Origin of the sequence: Rhizobium sp. FKL33, from assembly GCF_005222915.1 — a bacterium.
Lineage (GTDB): Bacteria > Pseudomonadota > Alphaproteobacteria > Rhizobiales > Rhizobiaceae > Rhizobium_E.
Map to the genome: position 1 here is coordinate 128,510 of NZ_STFX01000036.1, position 16,685 is coordinate 145,194.

The following is a 16,685-nucleotide window of genomic DNA, read 5'->3' on the forward strand; positions in this document are numbered from 1 at the left end:
GTCCGTCAGGCTTTGATCCTGGCCATCTTGGGATCGTAGAGCGGTGCGAGATGCAGCGTGGCGGGCGCCTTGTCCATGGCGACGACGAGTTCGTATGTCCCGCTTTTCAGGAAATCATCGGTGACGCCCTCGGCATGTTTCACATAACCGTAGCCGATATTCTTGCCGACCGTATAGCCATAGCCGCCGCTGGTGAGATAGCCGACGGCGACACCGTCGCGCAGGATCGTCTCGCGTCCCAGAAGAACCACCGAGGGGTCGTTGACTGTGAAGCCGACCAGCCTCTTCTTGAGCGAATGGTCCTTCACCGTTTCCAAAGCCTTGCGGCCTAGGAAGTCGATGGGCTTGCCGAGCTTGACGGCCCAGCCGAGCCCAGCTTCATCAGGCGTGTCGTTCGGCGTGATGTCGGAGCCCCAGGCGCGATAGCCTTTCTCGAGACGCAGCGATTCCAGCGCGCGATAGCCGACCGGCTTCAGCCCATGCGGCGCGCCCGCGTCCATCAAGGCGTCATAGATGCGGCCGAGATCGCCGATCGGCGCATGCAGTTCCCAGCCGAGTTCGCCGACATAGGTGACGCGGAGAGCCCGAACGCGCGATTCGGCGATATCGATCTCCCGGACATGGCCGAAGGGGAAGGCGGCGTTTGAGAGATCGGCGGATGTCGCGGCCGCCAGCGTGTCGCGCGCCTTCGGCCCCATCAGCGACAGCGTGCCCCAGGCTTCCGTGACATCCGTGAGCGTCACGTCCAGACCCTCCGGAATATGGTCGCGGATCCAGCCGAGATCGTGGGTGCGGAAGCCGGTGCCGGTGACGATGTAGAACCTGTCCTCGGCGATCCGAGCGACGGTCAGATCCGCCTCGATGCCGCCGCGGCTATTGAGGAGCTGCGTATAGGTGAGTCGTCCGACCGGCTTGCGGACGTCGTTGGCGCAGATCCAGTCGAGAGCTGCGAGAGCGTCCGGTCCCGACAGTTCGAATTTCGCGAAGGAGGACTGGTCGAACACCCCGACCGCCTCGCGCACATGGCGATGTTCCGCGCCGACCGCATCGAACCAGTTCTGCCGGCCCATGCTGTAACGGTCTTTCGGCTCCACGCCTTCAGGCGCGAACCAGTTGGGCCGCTCCCAGCCGAGTTTCGAGCCGAACACGGCGCCCGCCGCTTTCAGCCGGTCGTAAAGCGGTGAGGTCAAGCGGGGGCGGCCGCTGTCATACTCCTCATGCGGGAAGGCGACGGTGTAGTGTTTGCCATAGGCTTCCAGCGTGCGGTCGAGCACCCATTGCCGGTCGCGATGCATCTCAGAAAAACGCCTGATATCGACCACCCAGAGATCGAGCGGCGCTTCGCCATCAACCACCCATTGCGCGAGCACCCAGCCCGCTCCGCCGCCCGAGGCGATGCCGAAGGCGTTGAAGCCAGCGCCGACGAACATGTTCTTGCATTCCGGCGCAGCGCCAAGGATGAAATTGCCGTCAGGCGTGAAGCTTTCCGGACCATTGATCATCTGCTTGACGCCGACCGTCTCCAGCGCCGGCACGCGGGCGATGGCCTGCTCCATATGTTGTTCGAAATGGTCAAAATCGTCGTCGAACAGGCGGAAACCCCATTCATCCGGCACGTCGCCGGTGGTCCAGGCCTGGGGATTGGGCTCATAACCGCCCATCACCAGACCGCCGACCTCTTCCTTGAAATAGGTGCGGCGGTCAGGGTCGCGGATGGTGGGGGCGTCGGTCGACAGGCCCTCGATCTTTTCGGTGACGATATATTGATGCTTGACTGGCTGCAGCGGCACATTGATGCCGGCCATCGCGCCGACCTGCCGCGCCCATTGGCCTGCGCAATTGACGACCTTTTCGCAGGCGATGTCGCCGAGCGTGGTCTTCACCTTGAGAATGCGGCCATTGTCGATCTCGAAGCCGGTGACGCGGACATTCTCGACAATTTTTGCGCCATGCATGCGCGCGCCCTTGGCGAGCGACTGGGTGATGTCGGAGGGGCTGGCCTGTCCGTCGGTCGGCAGCCAGCTTGCGCCGATGAGATCATCCGTCGTCATCAGCGGCCACATGCGCTTGACCTCTTCCGGTGAGATCAGATGCATCTCCATGCCGAAACTACCGGCAGTGGTGGCGAGCCGCCGGAACTCGGTCCAGCGATCCTCATTGGTGGCGAGGCGGAGGCAGCCGGTCATTTTCCAGCCGGTGGCGAGGCCGGTTTCCGCTTCCAGCCCCTTGTAGAGCTCGACGGAATATTTGAGCACACGAGTGATCGAGGCAGACGAGCGCAACTGGCCGACAAGGCCCGCGGCATGCCAGGTGGAGCCCGATGTGAGTTGGCCCTGCTCCAAGAGCAGCACATCCGCCTTGTGATCGCGGGCGAGGTGATAGGCGGTCGAGCAGCCGATGATGCCGCCGCCGATGACGACGATCTGGGCGTGGGAGGGCAGGGTCATGATCTCAGTCCGTATTGGGCGCGGTACGCATCGAGCGCCGCATCGAGCTTGTCGAGATTCTCCGCCGTGTAGGCGACATAATCGGCGCCGGGAGCGGAGAGGTGAAGTTCAGACGCCATGCTCCACATGGCTTCGCGCAGGAGCGAGGCGCATTGCATGGCGGCGAAGGCGCGAAGGACCGAAGGGACCGGCTTGGCCCGGAAATAGGCCTCCAGAAAGTCCTGCGCCTCGTCCGGGCTGAACCCGGCATTCGAGGCGGCGCCGGCGAGATCGAACATCGCGGTCGAAAAGCCCGCATATTCGAAATCGATGAGCCAGAGCCGTTCGCCATCATCCAGCAGGTTCGACGGCAGGAGGTCGTTATGGCCGAAAATGATCGGCAGCGGCGCCTGCGCCGCCTCCAACTCTTCGGCGAGCGCGAGATAATCCGGCAGCTTTTCCGTCATCCGGCTTTCGCCGTCACGCAGCACGCGCGCGTAATCGCGGATGACATGGAAGACCCAGAACATATAGCCGGGGCCGGACACATGGCGGGGCATAAGCCGGTGGAACTCGGCGAGAAGCCGGGCAATGCGCATCCTTTCCGCCGCCACGTCTAGAGCGCCAAGCGTCTTTGCGCCCAAATAGGCGGAGACCATCAGGCCCGGTTCGGCATACTCAACGGCGGGCGCGAAGCCGGCCGCATGCGCGGCGCGCGCGGTCATCAATTCCCGGTCGCGATAGACCTGATGAAAAGGATAATCCTTGCCGAAGCGCACCACATGCCGGCCGCTGGCGTCCTCGACGACGAAGCTCTCATTGCTGAGGCCGCCCTTCAGCCTGTCGATGCCGATGGAGCCGTTCCAGCAGGGCAGGGCGCGGATGCGATCCTCGATCTCCGGGGCGATCGTCATAGGCGCCTCGCAGTCTGAAGGCAAAGGAAAGTCGAGATATGGAGCTGGTCCATCGCGTTCTCCCGGTGTGAAGACCAGGCCGCGTGTTCCCTGTTTTTTGTCACGGCCTCGTCGTTGAGCGCATGACACGCCATCCAGCAAGACCTGTCAATCTGGAATCTGTGGTAATGTGTGGTTTTGTGACCGATTGCGTGGCGGCGCATTGTCATGCGGCGGACGCTTCGGTTATGATCGGGGCAGTTGAATGAGGCGGTTATGGTTCAGAGCAAGCGCCAGACGGACATATTGCGGCTGCTCGAAAGCGAGGGCGCGATCGGCATCGCGGAGCTCGCGGCGCGGCTCGGGGTGTCGCTCGAAACAGTCAGGCGCGATCTGAAGCCGCTTGCCGGCCTGGGCGCTGTCATCAAGACGCATGGCGAGGTCGGGCTCCCCTCCTCGATGGGCGAAGCGCCGTTTGAGAAGCGAATGCGGGAAAATAGCGCTGCCAAGAAGATCATCGCCGCCCATGTCGCCGCCACGATCCGCGACGGCGATTCCGTCATGCTGGACACCGGTACGACCACGAGTTTCCTCGCGCGAGCGCTCATCGGCCATCGACGGCTGACGGTGGTGACCAATTCCTCCGACATCGCCCGCACGCTCGCCACCGTCAACGGCAACCGGGTCTATATGGCGGGCGGTGAATTGCGCAGCGACAATGGCGCAGCCTTCGGCTCGACGGCGATCGATTTCGTCAGCCGGTTCAGCGTCACCCACGCCATCGTCTCGGCGGGCGGCGTCGATAAGAACGGCGTGATGGATTTCGATCTCGATGAAGCGGATTTTGCACGCATGGCCTTGAGCCGGGGCCAGCGCCGGCTGGTGGTCTGCGACCACACGAAATTCGGCCGCCAGGGGCTGGTGCGCGTCTGCGGCTTCAGCGGCGTCACCGAACTCGCCACTGACTTTGCGCCGCCTGACGAGATCAGCGCCGCGCTCGAAGTTTCGGGCGCGGCGCTGACGGTGGCTCAGTAGTAAAGACCCGGCCGCTGGAACAGCGACCGGAAGCTCTGCCGTCAGGCTGGCAGCTGGAACACCACATTGGCGATCAGCACGATCGCCAGGCCGCCGGCCAGCGCGAGATAGGGCAGCATGCCTGCCTTCTTCACCCCGAGATCCTGACCGACCAAGCCGAGATCCTCCATGGCTTCCGGCGGGAATTTGCCCTTGTCCTGCACGAAATGTCGGTAGGCGAAGACCGGCAGGATGAGGGCGGCGAAGATGAAGCCGACCCACAGCGCATTCGAATAGCCCCAGACCTTGGCACCTGCGCCGAGGAACAGCGCGTTGACGAAAGCCAGCACGGTATTGACGCCGATCAGCCAGGTCGGCGCCTTCCACGGGCGTTCGACATGGCCCGAATCCATCCGGTGGATCCAGCCGGAATTGAGGTTCAGGAAGTTGAAGATGATGTAGCCGACATTCGATACGGCCAGCACGAAGAAGTAGCCTGCAGCGTCCGACGCGATCGCCAAGAGCAGCAGATTGAAGCCGAAGTCGGTCCACATCGCGCCGGTGGGGGCGCCGTTCTTGTTGACATGGCTGAGATAGCGCGGCAGCCAGCCGTCTCTGGAGCCCTGATAGAGCGTGCGCGAGGAGCCTGCCATCGCCGTCATGATGGCGAGGAACAGCGCCATGATCATCAGGATCACGAGGATCTGCGTGACGATACGGCCGCCATGGATGAGGCCGGCCAGCGCTTCGGCGACGCCGGTGCCGTCGACGATCCCCGGCGCCAGCATGCCGCTATGGCCGAGCACGCCCTGGAAGGCGAAGGGCACGAGGAAGAAGAACAGGCAGCAGACAAGGCCCGAATAGAAGATGGCCTTGAACGTGTCCGTCTTCGGGTTCTTCAGTTCGCGGGTATAGCAGACGGCCGTCTCGAATCCGTAGGTCGACCAGGCCGCGATATAGAGGCCGCCGAGGAACAGCGTCCAGCCGCCATTGCTCCAGGTTCCATCGACGCCGGAATAGCCGGCGGTCGGCGGCACGAGGCCGGTGACGTTGGCGGCGACAATCTGACCCGAAAAAATCGGCCAGAGGCCGATGAGCAAAAGCGGGATCAGCACGATGATCGCCAGCCATTTCTGCACACTGGCCGTTTCCGCGATGCCGCGATGCTGGATCGCGAAAATGATCAGCATCAGCGCGACGCCGATCACGAAGGTGGCGTTGAGATTGGCCTTGGCGAGGAAGGGAATGTCAAACGAGATCAGCGACCAGCTGCGGATGGCGGGCGTGAGCGCGGCGACCGCGTCATTGGAGAGGAGCGCGTTGATCGCCTGATCGGGCGTCGATCCCGCATTGGCTGCGAGCCATTCCGCCACGCGCGGGCTGTCTGCAGCGAGCGTCGAGGCATGCGCGGCGACCCAATCGAGCACGGCCTGCGATTCCGCTACCGGGATCGGGAATAGTGCATTGAGGATGTAACCGGCCGCAATCGCGCAGCCGAGCGACAGAACCGGCGACCAGGCGAACCAGTTGCACCAGACCGAAAGCGGCGCGATGAATTTGGAATAACGCAGCCAGGCGGTGGCGCCATAGACCGATGCGCCGCCGGATTTGTTGCCGAACATGCCGGCGATTTCCGCATAGGTGAAAGATTGCAGGAAGCCCATGATCATCGAGATGATCCAGACGAGGAAAGCGAGCTTGCCCGTGGTGCCGGCGATGCCGCCGATCGAAAAGAGAACAAGGGGCGGCACGCCTGCGGCAACCCAGAACGCGCCTTTCCAATCAAGCGTTCGTTGAAGACTGCCTTGCGTAGCGGGCGGCGCCGAAGCGACGTCGGTAATATTGGTCATGATCTTGGTTCCCCAACCGGTGTTGCGACGCTGTGCGTCCGTCGTTTTGCCCGGTCCGCCATGTTCGGTCGGCTGTTATGGGCCGCCTTCGCGTCCTTCTGTGTGTGGCGCGACGTGACCGGGAAAACTATCCTCACAGTGGAATAAATTTCACAAAGGTCAAGGGATTCTGCGTGGAGCGAGACCAGTCTTTGCACTTTTTCGCCGATGAAATCCCGCTTGGGCTGTGCGTCTGTTCGCGCATGCAATTTCTGGGGTGTGTGGAGGGCGTGGCGACGGTAAATGAGCCCTTTGGTAGCCGATCACAGCGACGTCGCTTCGGCTCAGGCTTTCGTAGATTCGGTAATCAAGGGAATATAAATTGAACGCAGTGAAAATATCTTTGCTTTGAAGACGGTTTTGTTGTTTCCTCCTGCCGAAGGTTCATGGGCAGGAGGCCCTTATGACGCGCTTTGACAGTTCGGCGGGACAGAGCCGTTTAGCTGGCGGCTATCCGGTCGTCGTGCGATCCGCGCGGCCAAGCCAAACATTCATGCCCGGCTTCCAATCGCCGGCGTCTTCCGTCGAACGTTACAGGGTTCGAGGCGGCGGCAGCCTGACTACGCCCGTATTCGAAGGCGACCGTCTCACATTCGTTGACAAGGAAGGCCTGCAGCCTTGCGAAATTTCCTTTCTCGACAGTCAGGGCAGGTTCGCCGGGCAGCCTCTGGGCGTCGCGTTTAATGCCCCTGGCGATGGCCTCAAGGCGATCCTTGTAAGCCAGGATGTCAGCGCCCGAAGGCTTCGCTCCGCTTTGGAGCGCCGGAATGCCGATCTTTCCAACCTGATGGCGCTCCGCGTGTTCGGCGGCGGCTCGCGTCCCGGCGAAAGTGTCGATTTGACCGTCGCATCCGCTGGCCTGTTGATTGCCGCTGCGCCCGGCGCCGCTATGTCGCCGGACGAACAGGAAACCGCCACCGAAATTGAACTCAGGATCGTTCGGGCCAATAAGGTGCGCGCATACGCGGCCTATCTACCAGAACCACTCGCCGATCCCCTGCAGGATATCCGCATCGATGCGGCGACGGCGAAAGCCTATTTCGTCCGCGCTGGCGAATTTATCCAGGTGATCGACGTGTTCGGTCGGCAATGCACGGATTTCCAGGCCTTTTCCGCCCGCAAGCTCGACAAGGGGCTTGATCTCGCGCTTGACGCCACCGTGACCCGCACCCTGCTTGGCCGCAGTTATCCGATCCCCGGTCTGCCGTCCAAGGCCTTCGATCGCGATTTCGAGCCTCTGGTGGAGGTGGTGCAGGACACTGTCGGCCGTCATGACGCCTTTGCGACGGCCTGTAATTCCCGCTATTATGACGACATGGGCTATCCAGGCCATATCAATTGCACGGACAATTTCAACGAGGCGCTCGCCTCCTACGGCGTGGCGCCGCGCAAGGGCTGGGAAGCGCTCAATTATTTCTACAATACGCGCGTCGACGACCACAATCAGCTCTATCTCGATGAGCCCTGGTCACGGCCGGGCGACTATGTGCTCATGCGGGCGCTGACTGATCTTGTCTGCGTGTCCTCGTCTTGTCCCGACGATATCGACGCCGCAAACGGCTGGACGCCGACCGACATTCATATCCGCACCTTCTCCGCCCAGGAAAAATTCTCTCGAGCCATGGCTTATCGCATGACCCCCGACGCGCCTGCCGAATTGACGCGGGAAACCGCCTTTCACGACAAACTGTCCGAGATGACCCGGGACATGACCGAATATCGCGGCTTTTGGCTGCCCAATCGCTTCACGGCCACGGGGCCGATCGAGGAATATTGGGCTTGCCGCGAGGCCGCCGCCTTGATCGACCTCTCCCCGCTCAGGAAATTCGAGGTCACCGGTCCGGATTCCGAAGCGCTGCTGCAATATTGCCTGACCCGCGACGTGCGCAAGCTGACGACCGGCCAGGTGGTCTATTCTGCGATGTGCTTTGAGCATGGCGGCATGATCGACGATGGCACCCTGTTCCGGCTCGGCGACCACAATTTTCGCTGGATCGGCGGCGACGACTATAGCGGCATCTGGCTGCGCGAGATCGCGGAGAAGAAAGGCTTCAAGGCCTGGGTGCGCTCCTCCACCGATCAACTGCACAATATCGCGGTGCAGGGTCCGAAATCGCGCGACATCCTGAAGGACATTTTCTGGACCGGACCGCGCCAGCCTGCTGTTGCCGATCTCGAATGGTTCCGTTTCACGGTGGCCCGCATCGGTCATTTCGAGGGGCCGCCGGTGGTCGTGTCGCGCACCGGCTATACCGGCGAGCTCGGTTATGAAATTTTCTGCCACCCCAAGGATGCCGCAGCCGTGTTCGATGCGGTCTGGGCGGCCGGCGAGCCGTACGGATTGAAGCCCATGGGCCTGCAGGCGCTCGATATGGTCAGGATCGAGGCGGGGCTGATTTTCGCCCATTACGATTTCGACGACCAGACCGATCCCTTTGAAGCCGGCATCGGCTTTACTGTGCCGCTGAAATCCAAGCAGGACGATTTTATCGGCCGCGAAGCTCTTGTCCGCCGCAAAGAAAATCCAAGGATGCGCATGGTGGGGCTCGATATAGCCTCCAACGAAGCCGTGGGCCATGGCGATCCGCTCTATATCGGCCGCGCCCAGATCGGCGTCGTCACCAGCGCCACCGCGTCACCTATCCTCGGAAAGGTTATCGCGATGGCGCGTGTGGATGTAACCCATGCGACGGTCGGGACTGAACTGGAGATCGGTAAGCTCGACGGATTGCAGAAGCGCATTCCCGCCGTCATCGCGCCGCTATCGCATTACGATCCGGAGAAAAAGCGCCCGCGGGCGTGACCAACGGCTTTGGGCGAGCAGATCAGCTCGCCCGCTTCTGTGCGGAGGTAATGGCGCGAGCCGCCTCTTCCGAGGCATTCGCCAGCTGACGCATTTCAGCGGCGAGCACGGCGAAGCCTGAACCCGCGTTTCCGGCGCGGGCTGCTTCGATGCCGGCATTGACGGCGAGCATCTTCAGATATCTCAGTGAATGGAGAATCTCGCCGGTCTTCGAGGCCGTCACCCGCATTTCCGATGTCTGCGCGTCGATCCGCTGGTAGAGCGACTCGATGTTGATGATGCTGCCTTCGAGATACATCAGTTCGCCATTGTCGTCCCAGACGCCCCCGCCTGTTTCGGTCACCCAGATCAGATGCCCATCCGCATGGCGCATGCGATACTCCATGGTCCAGTCGGTTCGCTTCTCCAGCGCCGCGCCGACGGTCTCGTCCATTCGCGCCACGTCTTCCTCGGAAATGAGCGAGGTGAAGGTCCTGACCTTGTTGCCGATCAGGTCTTCGGCGCGATAGCCGAAGATCCTCTGGATGCCGTCGGTGATTTCCAACATCGTATATTCAGCGTCCGCTTTGCAGCGGTAGAGGACGCCATTCATGCGGCCGAGTATGCTGGTCTGGAAATCCATGAAACACCTGAAAAATGAATTTTATGGTGAAACATTTCTTCCCCAAAATGCTTAGAAATCCGTGAATGCCGGCCGGAAAAGGGCAGGAAACTGGCCTCCGGAGGGCCAGTTTCCCGCTTCCTGTGTCAGTTCTGGAGATAGACCTCCATCGTGTCGTCCAGCGCATCCTTCCACGGCGTGTGATGCTTCGGCGCCATGGTTCCAGTCAGCAGCGATTTGTAGGAATTGTCCCGGAACGCCATGATGTCCTCCGTCTTGTGCTGCTTCCATTCGAAGAAGGCCTTGCACATGCCGTCGACGTCGAAATCGGGGTAATCGGTGTCGGCGAGCAGTTCTTTAACATAGGCGCCCTGATACTTTATTGCGGACTTCACATCGTCATAGGCCTCTTCGCGCGCCTCGCGGTCGGCGACATCGGCGAGCAATGTCTCCTTGTCGGCGGGAATCGCGATCCGGCCCAGGATGATGTCGCGCACATACCAGGCCTGGACGTCGAACATGTTGAAGGTGAACCACTGGTCCTGCATGCCGATATAGAACATCTTCGGATTGTGCACGAAGACCACGCCCTTGTAGAGATCGGCGGTCGCCAGCCGGTTCTTGGTCTTCAGCCTGAGATCGTCGGGCAGGAAGGGGAAATAATGTCGATAGCCGGTGCAGAGGATGATCGCGTCGACATCCTTGCTGCTGCCGTCCTTGAAAAACGCGGTCTTGCCTTCGACCCGCTCAAGCGCCGGCTTTTCTTCCCAATTGTCCGGCCATTTGAAGCCCATCGGCGCCGAGCGGTAGCAAGAGGTGACGGTCTTGGCGCCATATTTCCAGCATTGCGAACCGATGTCCTCGGCCGAATAGGACGAACCGACCACCAGCACGTCCTTGCCGGAGAATTCGCGCGCGTCGCGGAAGTCGTGCGCATGGACGATGCGGCCGTTGAAGGTGGAAAAGCCTGGATATTCGGGCACATTCGGCGATGAGAAATGGCCGGAGGCGCAAATCACATAGTCGAAGCGGTCTGTCGTCACGCTGTCCTTGACGAGATCGTGGACGCTGACGCTGAAATCACCGGTTTCTGGATGATACTCCACCCAGCGAACGACCGTCGAGAAGCGGATCCAGTCGCGAACGCCGGCTTTGACCACGCGCCCTTCGATATAGTCGAACATCACCGCGCGCGGCGGGTAGGAGGCGATCTGCTTGCCGAAATGTTCTTCAAAGGGATAGTCGGCGAATTCAAGCCCCTCCTTGGGACCGTTGGTCCAGAGATAGCGATACATCGAGCAATGCACCGGTTCGCCATTCTCGTCGACGCCGGTGCGCCAGGTGTAATTCCAAAGCCCGCCCCAGTTGGACTGTTTCTCGAAGCAGACCACTTCGGGGATCTCTGCGCCCTTGGCGGCTGCCGATTGGAAGGCGCGCAACACCGCGAGACCGGATGGGCCGGCCCCGATCACTGCAACTTTCGTCATGGGATTTCCCCCTCTTCTAGCATTGAGATATCGGATCCTCGGCCATCCCGGGGGATGGTCGGTCAGTCGGGAAAGATGCCGGGACTGGTGGGCGCGCCGTCATCGAAGCGGGACAGCCAGTCGATGGTGGTGTCGCGGTACCGGGTGAGCCCCTTGTAATCGATCAGTTCGGGCGGCAGCGTCTTGAGAACGCGATGGAAGCGGCGCGCCCATTTCGGCACCGTCACCAGTTCTTCCATATTCATGAGATAGCAGCGGATCACGAACAGGATCGCGTTGGAGCGCGGCAGGCGCCAGAGGCTTTGCAACTCCACCCGCAGATGCACTTTCTCGCCGACATTCTCGGGGGTGACCGTGGTGCGGTCCTTGCCCCATTTGGGATAGTTCTCCGGGCTGGTGTCGAGGCGCGGATTGATGGTCATCGTCCAGTTGAAGCGGCGCGTCGGCTGTCCCTGCTGCAGATTGAGCAGGAATTTCAGCGCGCGTTCGAACACGCCGATCTGGTGGGCCAGCGGCACCGGGCCATGCCATTCCATGAAATTCATGCCGATGTCGAAATCGAGCGACCAGTCAGCCTGGGTGGTCACCATGCCGGCGTCCATCCAGAGATTGCCGTCGCGCTGGTCTACGATGCAGAAATCGCCTTGCGCCTGGCGGGTGATGTATTCCAGCGGTTCATAAGGCAGCGTGGTCGGATCGCCGAAGGTGAAGGTGTCGTCGATGCCCAGCGGACGGTTGATCCAGCGCCAGCGGTCGCCGTTCTTGGTCAGGGTGAAATGCTCGGGATAGCCGGCCGCCTGCTGCTCCATCAGGAGTTCGAGCGTGTCCCATTGCGCCTGCATCATATGCGGCAGCGCCTGATAGCGCAGCGGGTCCTCTTTCAGCACCATCGCCCGATCGGCCATTTCGGCGACATAGTGCTCGTCGACATCGATCAGGCTTTCGAACACGGTGCCTGCTCTGCCCTTCACATGCGGCTCCATATTGACCGAATACATGTAGCCGTCCTCGTGAAACGGGAAGGGAAAGCGCCGGATGTTGCCCGGACTGTTGCGATAGGTGAAGTCGTTGCGGAAAGTTTCCTGCTTGAAAACGATGGCCATGGATCGGGCCTCCTTGCGCTCGGGCGCCGTCAGAGATCGAGTTGCAGCCGCGTCCCCTCGAAGCGGGAGACGCAGAGCATGATTTTCTTTCCCGACGCCTTTTCGGCATCGGTCAGGAACACGTCGTTATGCATGATCGCGCCGTCGCATGCCGACACCGAGGTCTCGCATTGCCCGCAGGCTCCGCCGCGACAGAGATAGGGGGCGTCGACGCCCGCTGCCTCCAGCGCTTCCAGAATGCTCTCATGCGCGCCGACCGGCACGGAGACGCCGCTGCGAAGAAGATCCACGGAAAAGGGTTTGCCCGGCGGCGGCGACAGGAAGCGTTCGGAATGCAGATTATGTGCGGGCCAACCAGCGTCGAGACCGGCGGCGAGGACGGCGTCGATCATGCCGCCGGGACCGCAGACATAGAGATGCGAGCCCAGAGGCTGGCGGGCGAACAACGCGTCGAGCGAGATCGCCGATCCCTCGTCGTCGACATAGATCTTGACTCGGTGGCCATAGCGGGCGGCGAGATCCTGGCAATAGGCGCCGCGGCTGCGCGAGCGGACGGCGTAGTGAAGTTCGAAAGCAATGTTTTCCCTCTCGAACTGTGACATCATCGCCAGGAAAGGCGTGATGCCGATGCCGCCGGCGACGAGGATATGCTTGCGGCCGCGCCAATCCGGCTGGAACAGGTTCACCGGCTGGCTGATCGTGAGGACATCGCCTTCATGAACCCGGTCATGCATGAAGATGGAGCCGCCGCGTGATTGCGGCACGCGCAGCACGCTGATCTCATAGGCCGAGGTGTCGGCCGGATCCGACATCAGCGAATAAGCGTTGCGCCGGATGTGATCGTAATCACGCATCGCCACCATGACATGGGCGCCGCCTGAAAAGACCGGCAAGGGCTTGCCTTCGACATGTTCGAAGCGGAAGCGCTTCACGCCTTCTGCAACAGGTTCGACACGGGTCACGCGAACGGAAAGATCGGTCTTGCTCATAGGAACAGCGCCTCCGGTTCCGGCCTGACGCCCGGTTCCTCGGCGTCGATGCAGACGCCCTGGAACGCGCCAAGGCGCCGCGAATAGTGATCGCGCACGAGCAGCGACAGGCCGCAATGACTGCAGGTGAACGGCGTCGTGGTCACGTCCTCGGTGACGCCCTTGCAATGGACGCATTGAACGCGGCGGGCGAGCGAGCCGCGATGTTCGGTGGGAATGGTGGAATAGTCCATGCCCTGGTCGAGCGCGACCTGCATGGCCTTGCCGATGAAGCCTTCCGTGCCGGCAATGTAGAGACGTGTTCCCATATGAGAGACGGCGAGCATGGCTTTCAGCCGGAACAGCAGCGTCTCGACCGTCGGCGCCGTCCAGGCGACATCTGCGCCGAGCGCCGAAAGCGCCTCGGCATGTCCCTCGCCGGCGGAGCCCCGGGCGACATAGAGGATTTCCGTTGACGCCAGGATCGCCGGCGTCAGGCTGGGTTCTTGCTCCAGAAGAGCGCGGGCGCCTTCACCCTCAAGAACGAAGATGTGACGGCGCGCGCGAGGGTCCGCCGCGATCCCGTGATAGACAGGGCGGCTCTTGATGCCTTCAACCAACATGACGCGATCCTCAGCCGATCGCCGCGCGCTTTTTCTTCTCGGGATCGTCGAAGGGCAGTTGATGCGCGATGGCCTTGGCCTGCAATCCCTTGCCCTTGACTTCGAGCGGCGTCCCGTGAACCGCCTTGTCGACGTCGAGACGGGCGATCGCCATGCTCTTCTTGGTGAGCGTCGAATAGCTCGGGCAAGTGATCACGCCGACCTTTTTGCCGTCTGCCCAGACCTCGTCGCCGAGATCGGCGGGGCCATCGGCCTCGATCAGCATGCCATAGATCTTGAAACGCTCCTTGCCCTTGAGGCGGGCATGTTCCTCCGCGCCGCGGAAGCCGGTCTTGCCGGGGGAGACGGTGAAGTCGAGACCGAGCTCCCACAGGCTGTCGCCGGGCTGCTCATCGGCGAAGGGATACATCTGCGAATTGTCGTAGGGGTAAAACAACAGGTAGCTTTCGACGCGCAGCATGTCGAGCACGCTGAAACAGCAGGGGATGATGCCCATATCCGCGCCTTCGGCGAGGATCGTGTCCCACACCTTCGCCGCGTCCTGGCCGCGCACGAAGATCTCATAGCCGCGCTCGCCGGTGTAACCGGTGCGGGAGATCATCACCGGAGCGCCGAACAAGGTCGTCTGCATGTGATGGAAATATTTGAGATCGCGAATGCCGGGCACATGCTTGGCGAGGAAGTCGACCGCCAGCGGCCCCTGCAGCGACAGATCGTGCAGATCGTCGTCGAACAGGACTGCGCAGTTGCGGCCAGCCGCCTGCTTCACGACTTCTTCATGCGCAGAACCCGACCCATGCACCAGCATCCAGGAATTGGGCCCGGTGCGATAGACGATGCAGTCGTCGGTGAAATGACCGCGATCGTTGAGCATGGTCGCATAGACCGAGCGGCCGGGATAGATCTTGGTCAGGTCGCGCGTGGTGATGTAATCCAGCACGGCAATGGCGTGCGGGCCGACCAGATGGACCTTCTTGAGGCCCGAGACATCCATCAGCCCCGCTTTGGTGCGGATCGCCACATGTTCGGCGTAGATGTCCTTGTCATAGGTCCAGGCGGTGCCCATGCCGCTCCAGTCTTCAAGCTTGGAGCCGAGCGCACGATGTCGTTCTGCGAGCGCGGAAAAGCGCCAGGTAAGAGCCATTGTAGTTCCCCATGCTTCACCACACTTTACTGTGCGGAATAATTATTTCCTCACTATAGAGCGAATTTACCGGCTGGCAAGCACCTATCGCGGCAAAATCAACGAAGGTCTTAGGGGGGGAGTTCGACGGCCCGAAGACGTCGAAAATGAAAGACCGGGCCGCTCCATGCGGCCCGGTCGGAAGATAGGCGGATGATGAGAGAAGTTACTGCGCCGCCGCCGACGCAGCGGCCGCTGTGGCGTTGAGCCTGCGCTTGGCGCGACGAGCGAGGAACACCGGCAGGATGGCGACCAGAGCCGCAAGGCACCAGAGAACGATGGAAATGGTGCTTTCGAACAGGATCGACACGTCACCGCCGCTGATCGCCAGCGCATTGCGGAGGTTGACCTCCATCACCCGTCCGAGAACGAAGCCGAGAATGATCGGCGCCATGTCGAAGCCGGCCTTTCTGAGCAGCCAGCCCGCCATGCCGATGGCCAGCATCAGATAGATCGAGAAGACCGAGGCGTGGGTCGAGTAGACGCCGACGATCGACAGCACCAGGATGCCCGGCACCAGCAGCCAGTTCGGCACGGTCAGCACGCGGGCAAAGATGTTGACCAGCGGCAGGTTGAGCGCGAGCAGGATGAAGTTGCCGACGAACAGCGAGGCGACGAGGCCGCCGACGATTTCGGGCCGTTCGACCATCAGCATCGGACCGGGCTGGATGTTGTAGAGCATCAGCGCGCCGAGCATGACGGCGGTGGTGCCGGAGCCCGGCACACCGAGCGTCAGCATGGGGACGAAGGCGCCGCAGGCGGTGGCGTTGTTGGCCGCTTCGGGCGCCGCGAGACCGCGCACGTCGCCCTTGCCGAAGGTGCCTTCGGTGTCGGAAATGCGCTTCTCGGTGGTGTAGGAGACCGCGCTCGACACGGAGGCTCCGGTGCCGGGCAGCACACCGACGATGAAGCCGATGACCGAACCGCGCAGCGTTGCTCCCGTGCATTTCACGATGTCGCTCATCCGCGCGGTCATTCGGCCGAGTTCGCGGATCACGGTCATGCCGCGGCCCTGATGCTCGAGAATGATCAGCGCTTCGGAGATCGAGAACAGGCCGATGACCAGCACGACGAATTCGATGCCGTCGCCCAGTTCAGGCTCGTTGAAGGTGAAGCGATAGGCGCCAGAAGTTGCGTCGAGACCGACGGTCGCCAGCATTAGGCCGAGCACGCAACCGATCAGCGTCTTGGCGGGCGCGCTGCCGACCATGGAGCCGAGCGTCGCAAAGGCGAACACCATCAGCACGAAATATTCAGCCGGACCAAACCCGATGGCAAGCCCCGACAGGAGCGGCGCGAAAAAGGCCAGCCCGATCGTGCCGAGGATGCCCCCGACGAATGACGAGAGGCCTGAAAGCGCCAACGCCTCGCCGGCGCGTCCTTGCTTGGCCATGGGGTAGCCGTCCATCGCTGTCATGACGGCGCCCGCGTCGCCCGGCACGTTGAGCAGGATGGAGGAGATGCGGCCGCCATATTCGGCGCCGCAATAGATGGCGGCGAGCAGGATCATCGTGCTCTCGGCCGGAAGTCCCATCGTATAGGCGATGGGCAGAAGAAGCGCGATGCCGTTGATCGGGCCGATGGCGGGCAGGGCGCCGACCATGGTGCCGATGAAGCAGCCGACGAGGCCGATGATGAGGTTCTGCCAGGTCAGCGCGACGGCGAAGCCTTGCCAGAGATAATCGAAATTCATGG

Annotated in this window: 12 protein-coding genes; 2 read left to right on the forward strand and 10 right to left on the reverse strand. The window is 61.9% G+C overall.

The genetic code is table 11. The features are described from left to right. Positions 1-5: 5 nt before the first annotated feature. A complete protein-coding gene (locus tag E8Q41_RS21140) occupies positions 6-2,447 on the reverse strand; it encodes an FAD-dependent oxidoreductase (RefSeq protein ID WP_137157540.1) in 2,442 nt (813 codons plus the stop codon). Then, entirely contained in the window at positions 2,444-3,340 is an 897-nt protein-coding gene (locus E8Q41_RS21145; protein WP_137157541.1) for a phosphotransferase, read from the reverse strand. Before E8Q41_RS21145 ends, E8Q41_RS21140 begins: the two co-directional genes overlap by 4 nt. 255 nt (positions 3,341-3,595) lie before the next feature. On the opposite strand from E8Q41_RS21145, the gene E8Q41_RS21150 reads away from it, so the two are divergent. Beyond that, entirely contained in the window at positions 3,596-4,354 is a 759-nt protein-coding gene (locus E8Q41_RS21150) for a DeoR/GlpR family DNA-binding transcription regulator (RefSeq protein WP_137157542.1), read from the forward strand. Between the two features lie 41 nt (positions 4,355-4,395). On the opposite strand, the gene E8Q41_RS21155 is transcribed toward E8Q41_RS21150, so the two are convergent. Further along, a complete protein-coding gene (locus E8Q41_RS21155; RefSeq protein ID WP_137157543.1) occupies positions 4,396-6,183 on the reverse strand; it encodes an APC family permease in 1,788 nt (595 codons plus the stop codon). 532 nt (positions 6,184-6,715) lie between these two features. Between E8Q41_RS21155 and E8Q41_RS21160 the strand changes: the two genes are divergently transcribed. Then, entirely contained in the window at positions 6,716-9,025 is a 2,310-nt protein-coding gene (locus E8Q41_RS21160) for an aminomethyltransferase family protein (RefSeq protein WP_137157581.1), read from the forward strand. Positions 9,026-9,047: 22 nt separating this feature from the next. Here the strand turns inward: E8Q41_RS21160 and E8Q41_RS21165 are convergent, their stop codons facing one another. The 7 genes from E8Q41_RS21165 to E8Q41_RS21195 all read right to left on the reverse strand — a co-directional run bounded on the left by E8Q41_RS21165 (position 9,048) and on the right by E8Q41_RS21195 (position 16,683). Further along, complete coding sequence (locus tag E8Q41_RS21165) at positions 9,048-9,647, reverse strand: PAS domain-containing protein (RefSeq protein ID WP_137157544.1); 600 nt, start codon at positions 9,645-9,647, stop codon at positions 9,048-9,050. Positions 9,648-9,772: 125 nt separating this feature from the next. Beyond that, the gene (locus tag E8Q41_RS21170) at positions 9,773-11,113 is read right to left on the reverse strand and encodes an NAD(P)/FAD-dependent oxidoreductase (RefSeq protein ID WP_137157545.1); all 1,341 of its coding nucleotides are present in this window, start codon (positions 11,111-11,113) and stop codon (positions 9,773-9,775) included. Positions 11,114-11,175: 62 nt separating this feature from the next. Next, positions 11,176-12,216: a DUF3445 domain-containing protein gene (locus E8Q41_RS21175; RefSeq protein ID WP_137157546.1), complete on the reverse strand. Its 1,041-nt coding sequence runs from the start codon at positions 12,214-12,216 to the stop codon at positions 11,176-11,178. A gap of 29 nt (positions 12,217-12,245) precedes the next feature. Beyond that, complete coding sequence (locus E8Q41_RS21180) at positions 12,246-13,205, reverse strand: PDR/VanB family oxidoreductase (RefSeq protein WP_137157547.1); 960 nt, start codon at positions 13,203-13,205, stop codon at positions 12,246-12,248. Further along, positions 13,202-13,807, reverse strand: coding sequence for a dimethylamine monooxygenase subunit DmmA family protein (locus tag E8Q41_RS21185; protein WP_137157548.1), 606 nt, complete (start codon positions 13,805-13,807; stop codon positions 13,202-13,204). Before E8Q41_RS21185 ends, E8Q41_RS21180 begins: the two co-directional genes overlap by 4 nt. Positions 13,808-13,817: 10 nt before the next feature. Beyond that, a complete protein-coding gene (locus tag E8Q41_RS21190; protein ID WP_137157549.1) occupies positions 13,818-14,951 on the reverse strand; it encodes an aminomethyltransferase family protein in 1,134 nt (377 codons plus the stop codon). A gap of 205 nt (positions 14,952-15,156) precedes the next feature. After that, the gene (locus E8Q41_RS21195) at positions 15,157-16,683 is read right to left on the reverse strand and encodes a tripartite tricarboxylate transporter permease (RefSeq protein WP_137157550.1); all 1,527 of its coding nucleotides are present in this window, start codon (positions 16,681-16,683) and stop codon (positions 15,157-15,159) included. Positions 16,684-16,685 lie beyond the last annotated feature (2 nt).

Coding starts and splice junctions, on each gene's coding strand:
- E8Q41_RS21140 (WP_137157540.1), bottom strand. CDS start 2,447: ATGACCCTGCCCTCCCACGCCCAGATCGTCGTCATCGGCGGCGGCATC.
- E8Q41_RS21145 (WP_137157541.1), bottom strand. CDS start 3,340: ATGACGATCGCCCCGGAGATCGAGGATCGCATCCGCGCCCTGCCCTGC.
- E8Q41_RS21150 (WP_137157542.1), top strand. CDS start 3,596: ATGGTTCAGAGCAAGCGCCAGACGGACATATTGCGGCTGCTCGAAAGC.
- E8Q41_RS21155 (WP_137157543.1), bottom strand. CDS start 6,183: ATGACCAATATTACCGACGTCGCTTCGGCGCCGCCCGCTACGCAAGGC.
- E8Q41_RS21160 (WP_137157581.1), top strand. CDS start 6,716: ATGCCCGGCTTCCAATCGCCGGCGTCTTCCGTCGAACGTTACAGGGTT.
- E8Q41_RS21165 (WP_137157544.1), bottom strand. CDS start 9,647: ATGGATTTCCAGACCAGCATACTCGGCCGCATGAATGGCGTCCTCTAC.
- E8Q41_RS21170 (WP_137157545.1), bottom strand. CDS start 11,113: ATGACGAAAGTTGCAGTGATCGGGGCCGGCCCATCCGGTCTCGCGGTG.
- E8Q41_RS21175 (WP_137157546.1), bottom strand. CDS start 12,216: ATGGCCATCGTTTTCAAGCAGGAAACTTTCCGCAACGACTTCACCTAT.
- E8Q41_RS21180 (WP_137157547.1), bottom strand. CDS start 13,205: ATGAGCAAGACCGATCTTTCCGTTCGCGTGACCCGTGTCGAACCTGTT.
- E8Q41_RS21185 (WP_137157548.1), bottom strand. CDS start 13,807: ATGTTGGTTGAAGGCATCAAGAGCCGCCCTGTCTATCACGGGATCGCG.
- E8Q41_RS21190 (WP_137157549.1), bottom strand. CDS start 14,951: ATGGCTCTTACCTGGCGCTTTTCCGCGCTCGCAGAACGACATCGTGCG.
- E8Q41_RS21195 (WP_137157550.1), bottom strand. CDS start 16,683: ATGAATTTCGATTATCTCTGGCAAGGCTTCGCCGTCGCGCTGACCTGG.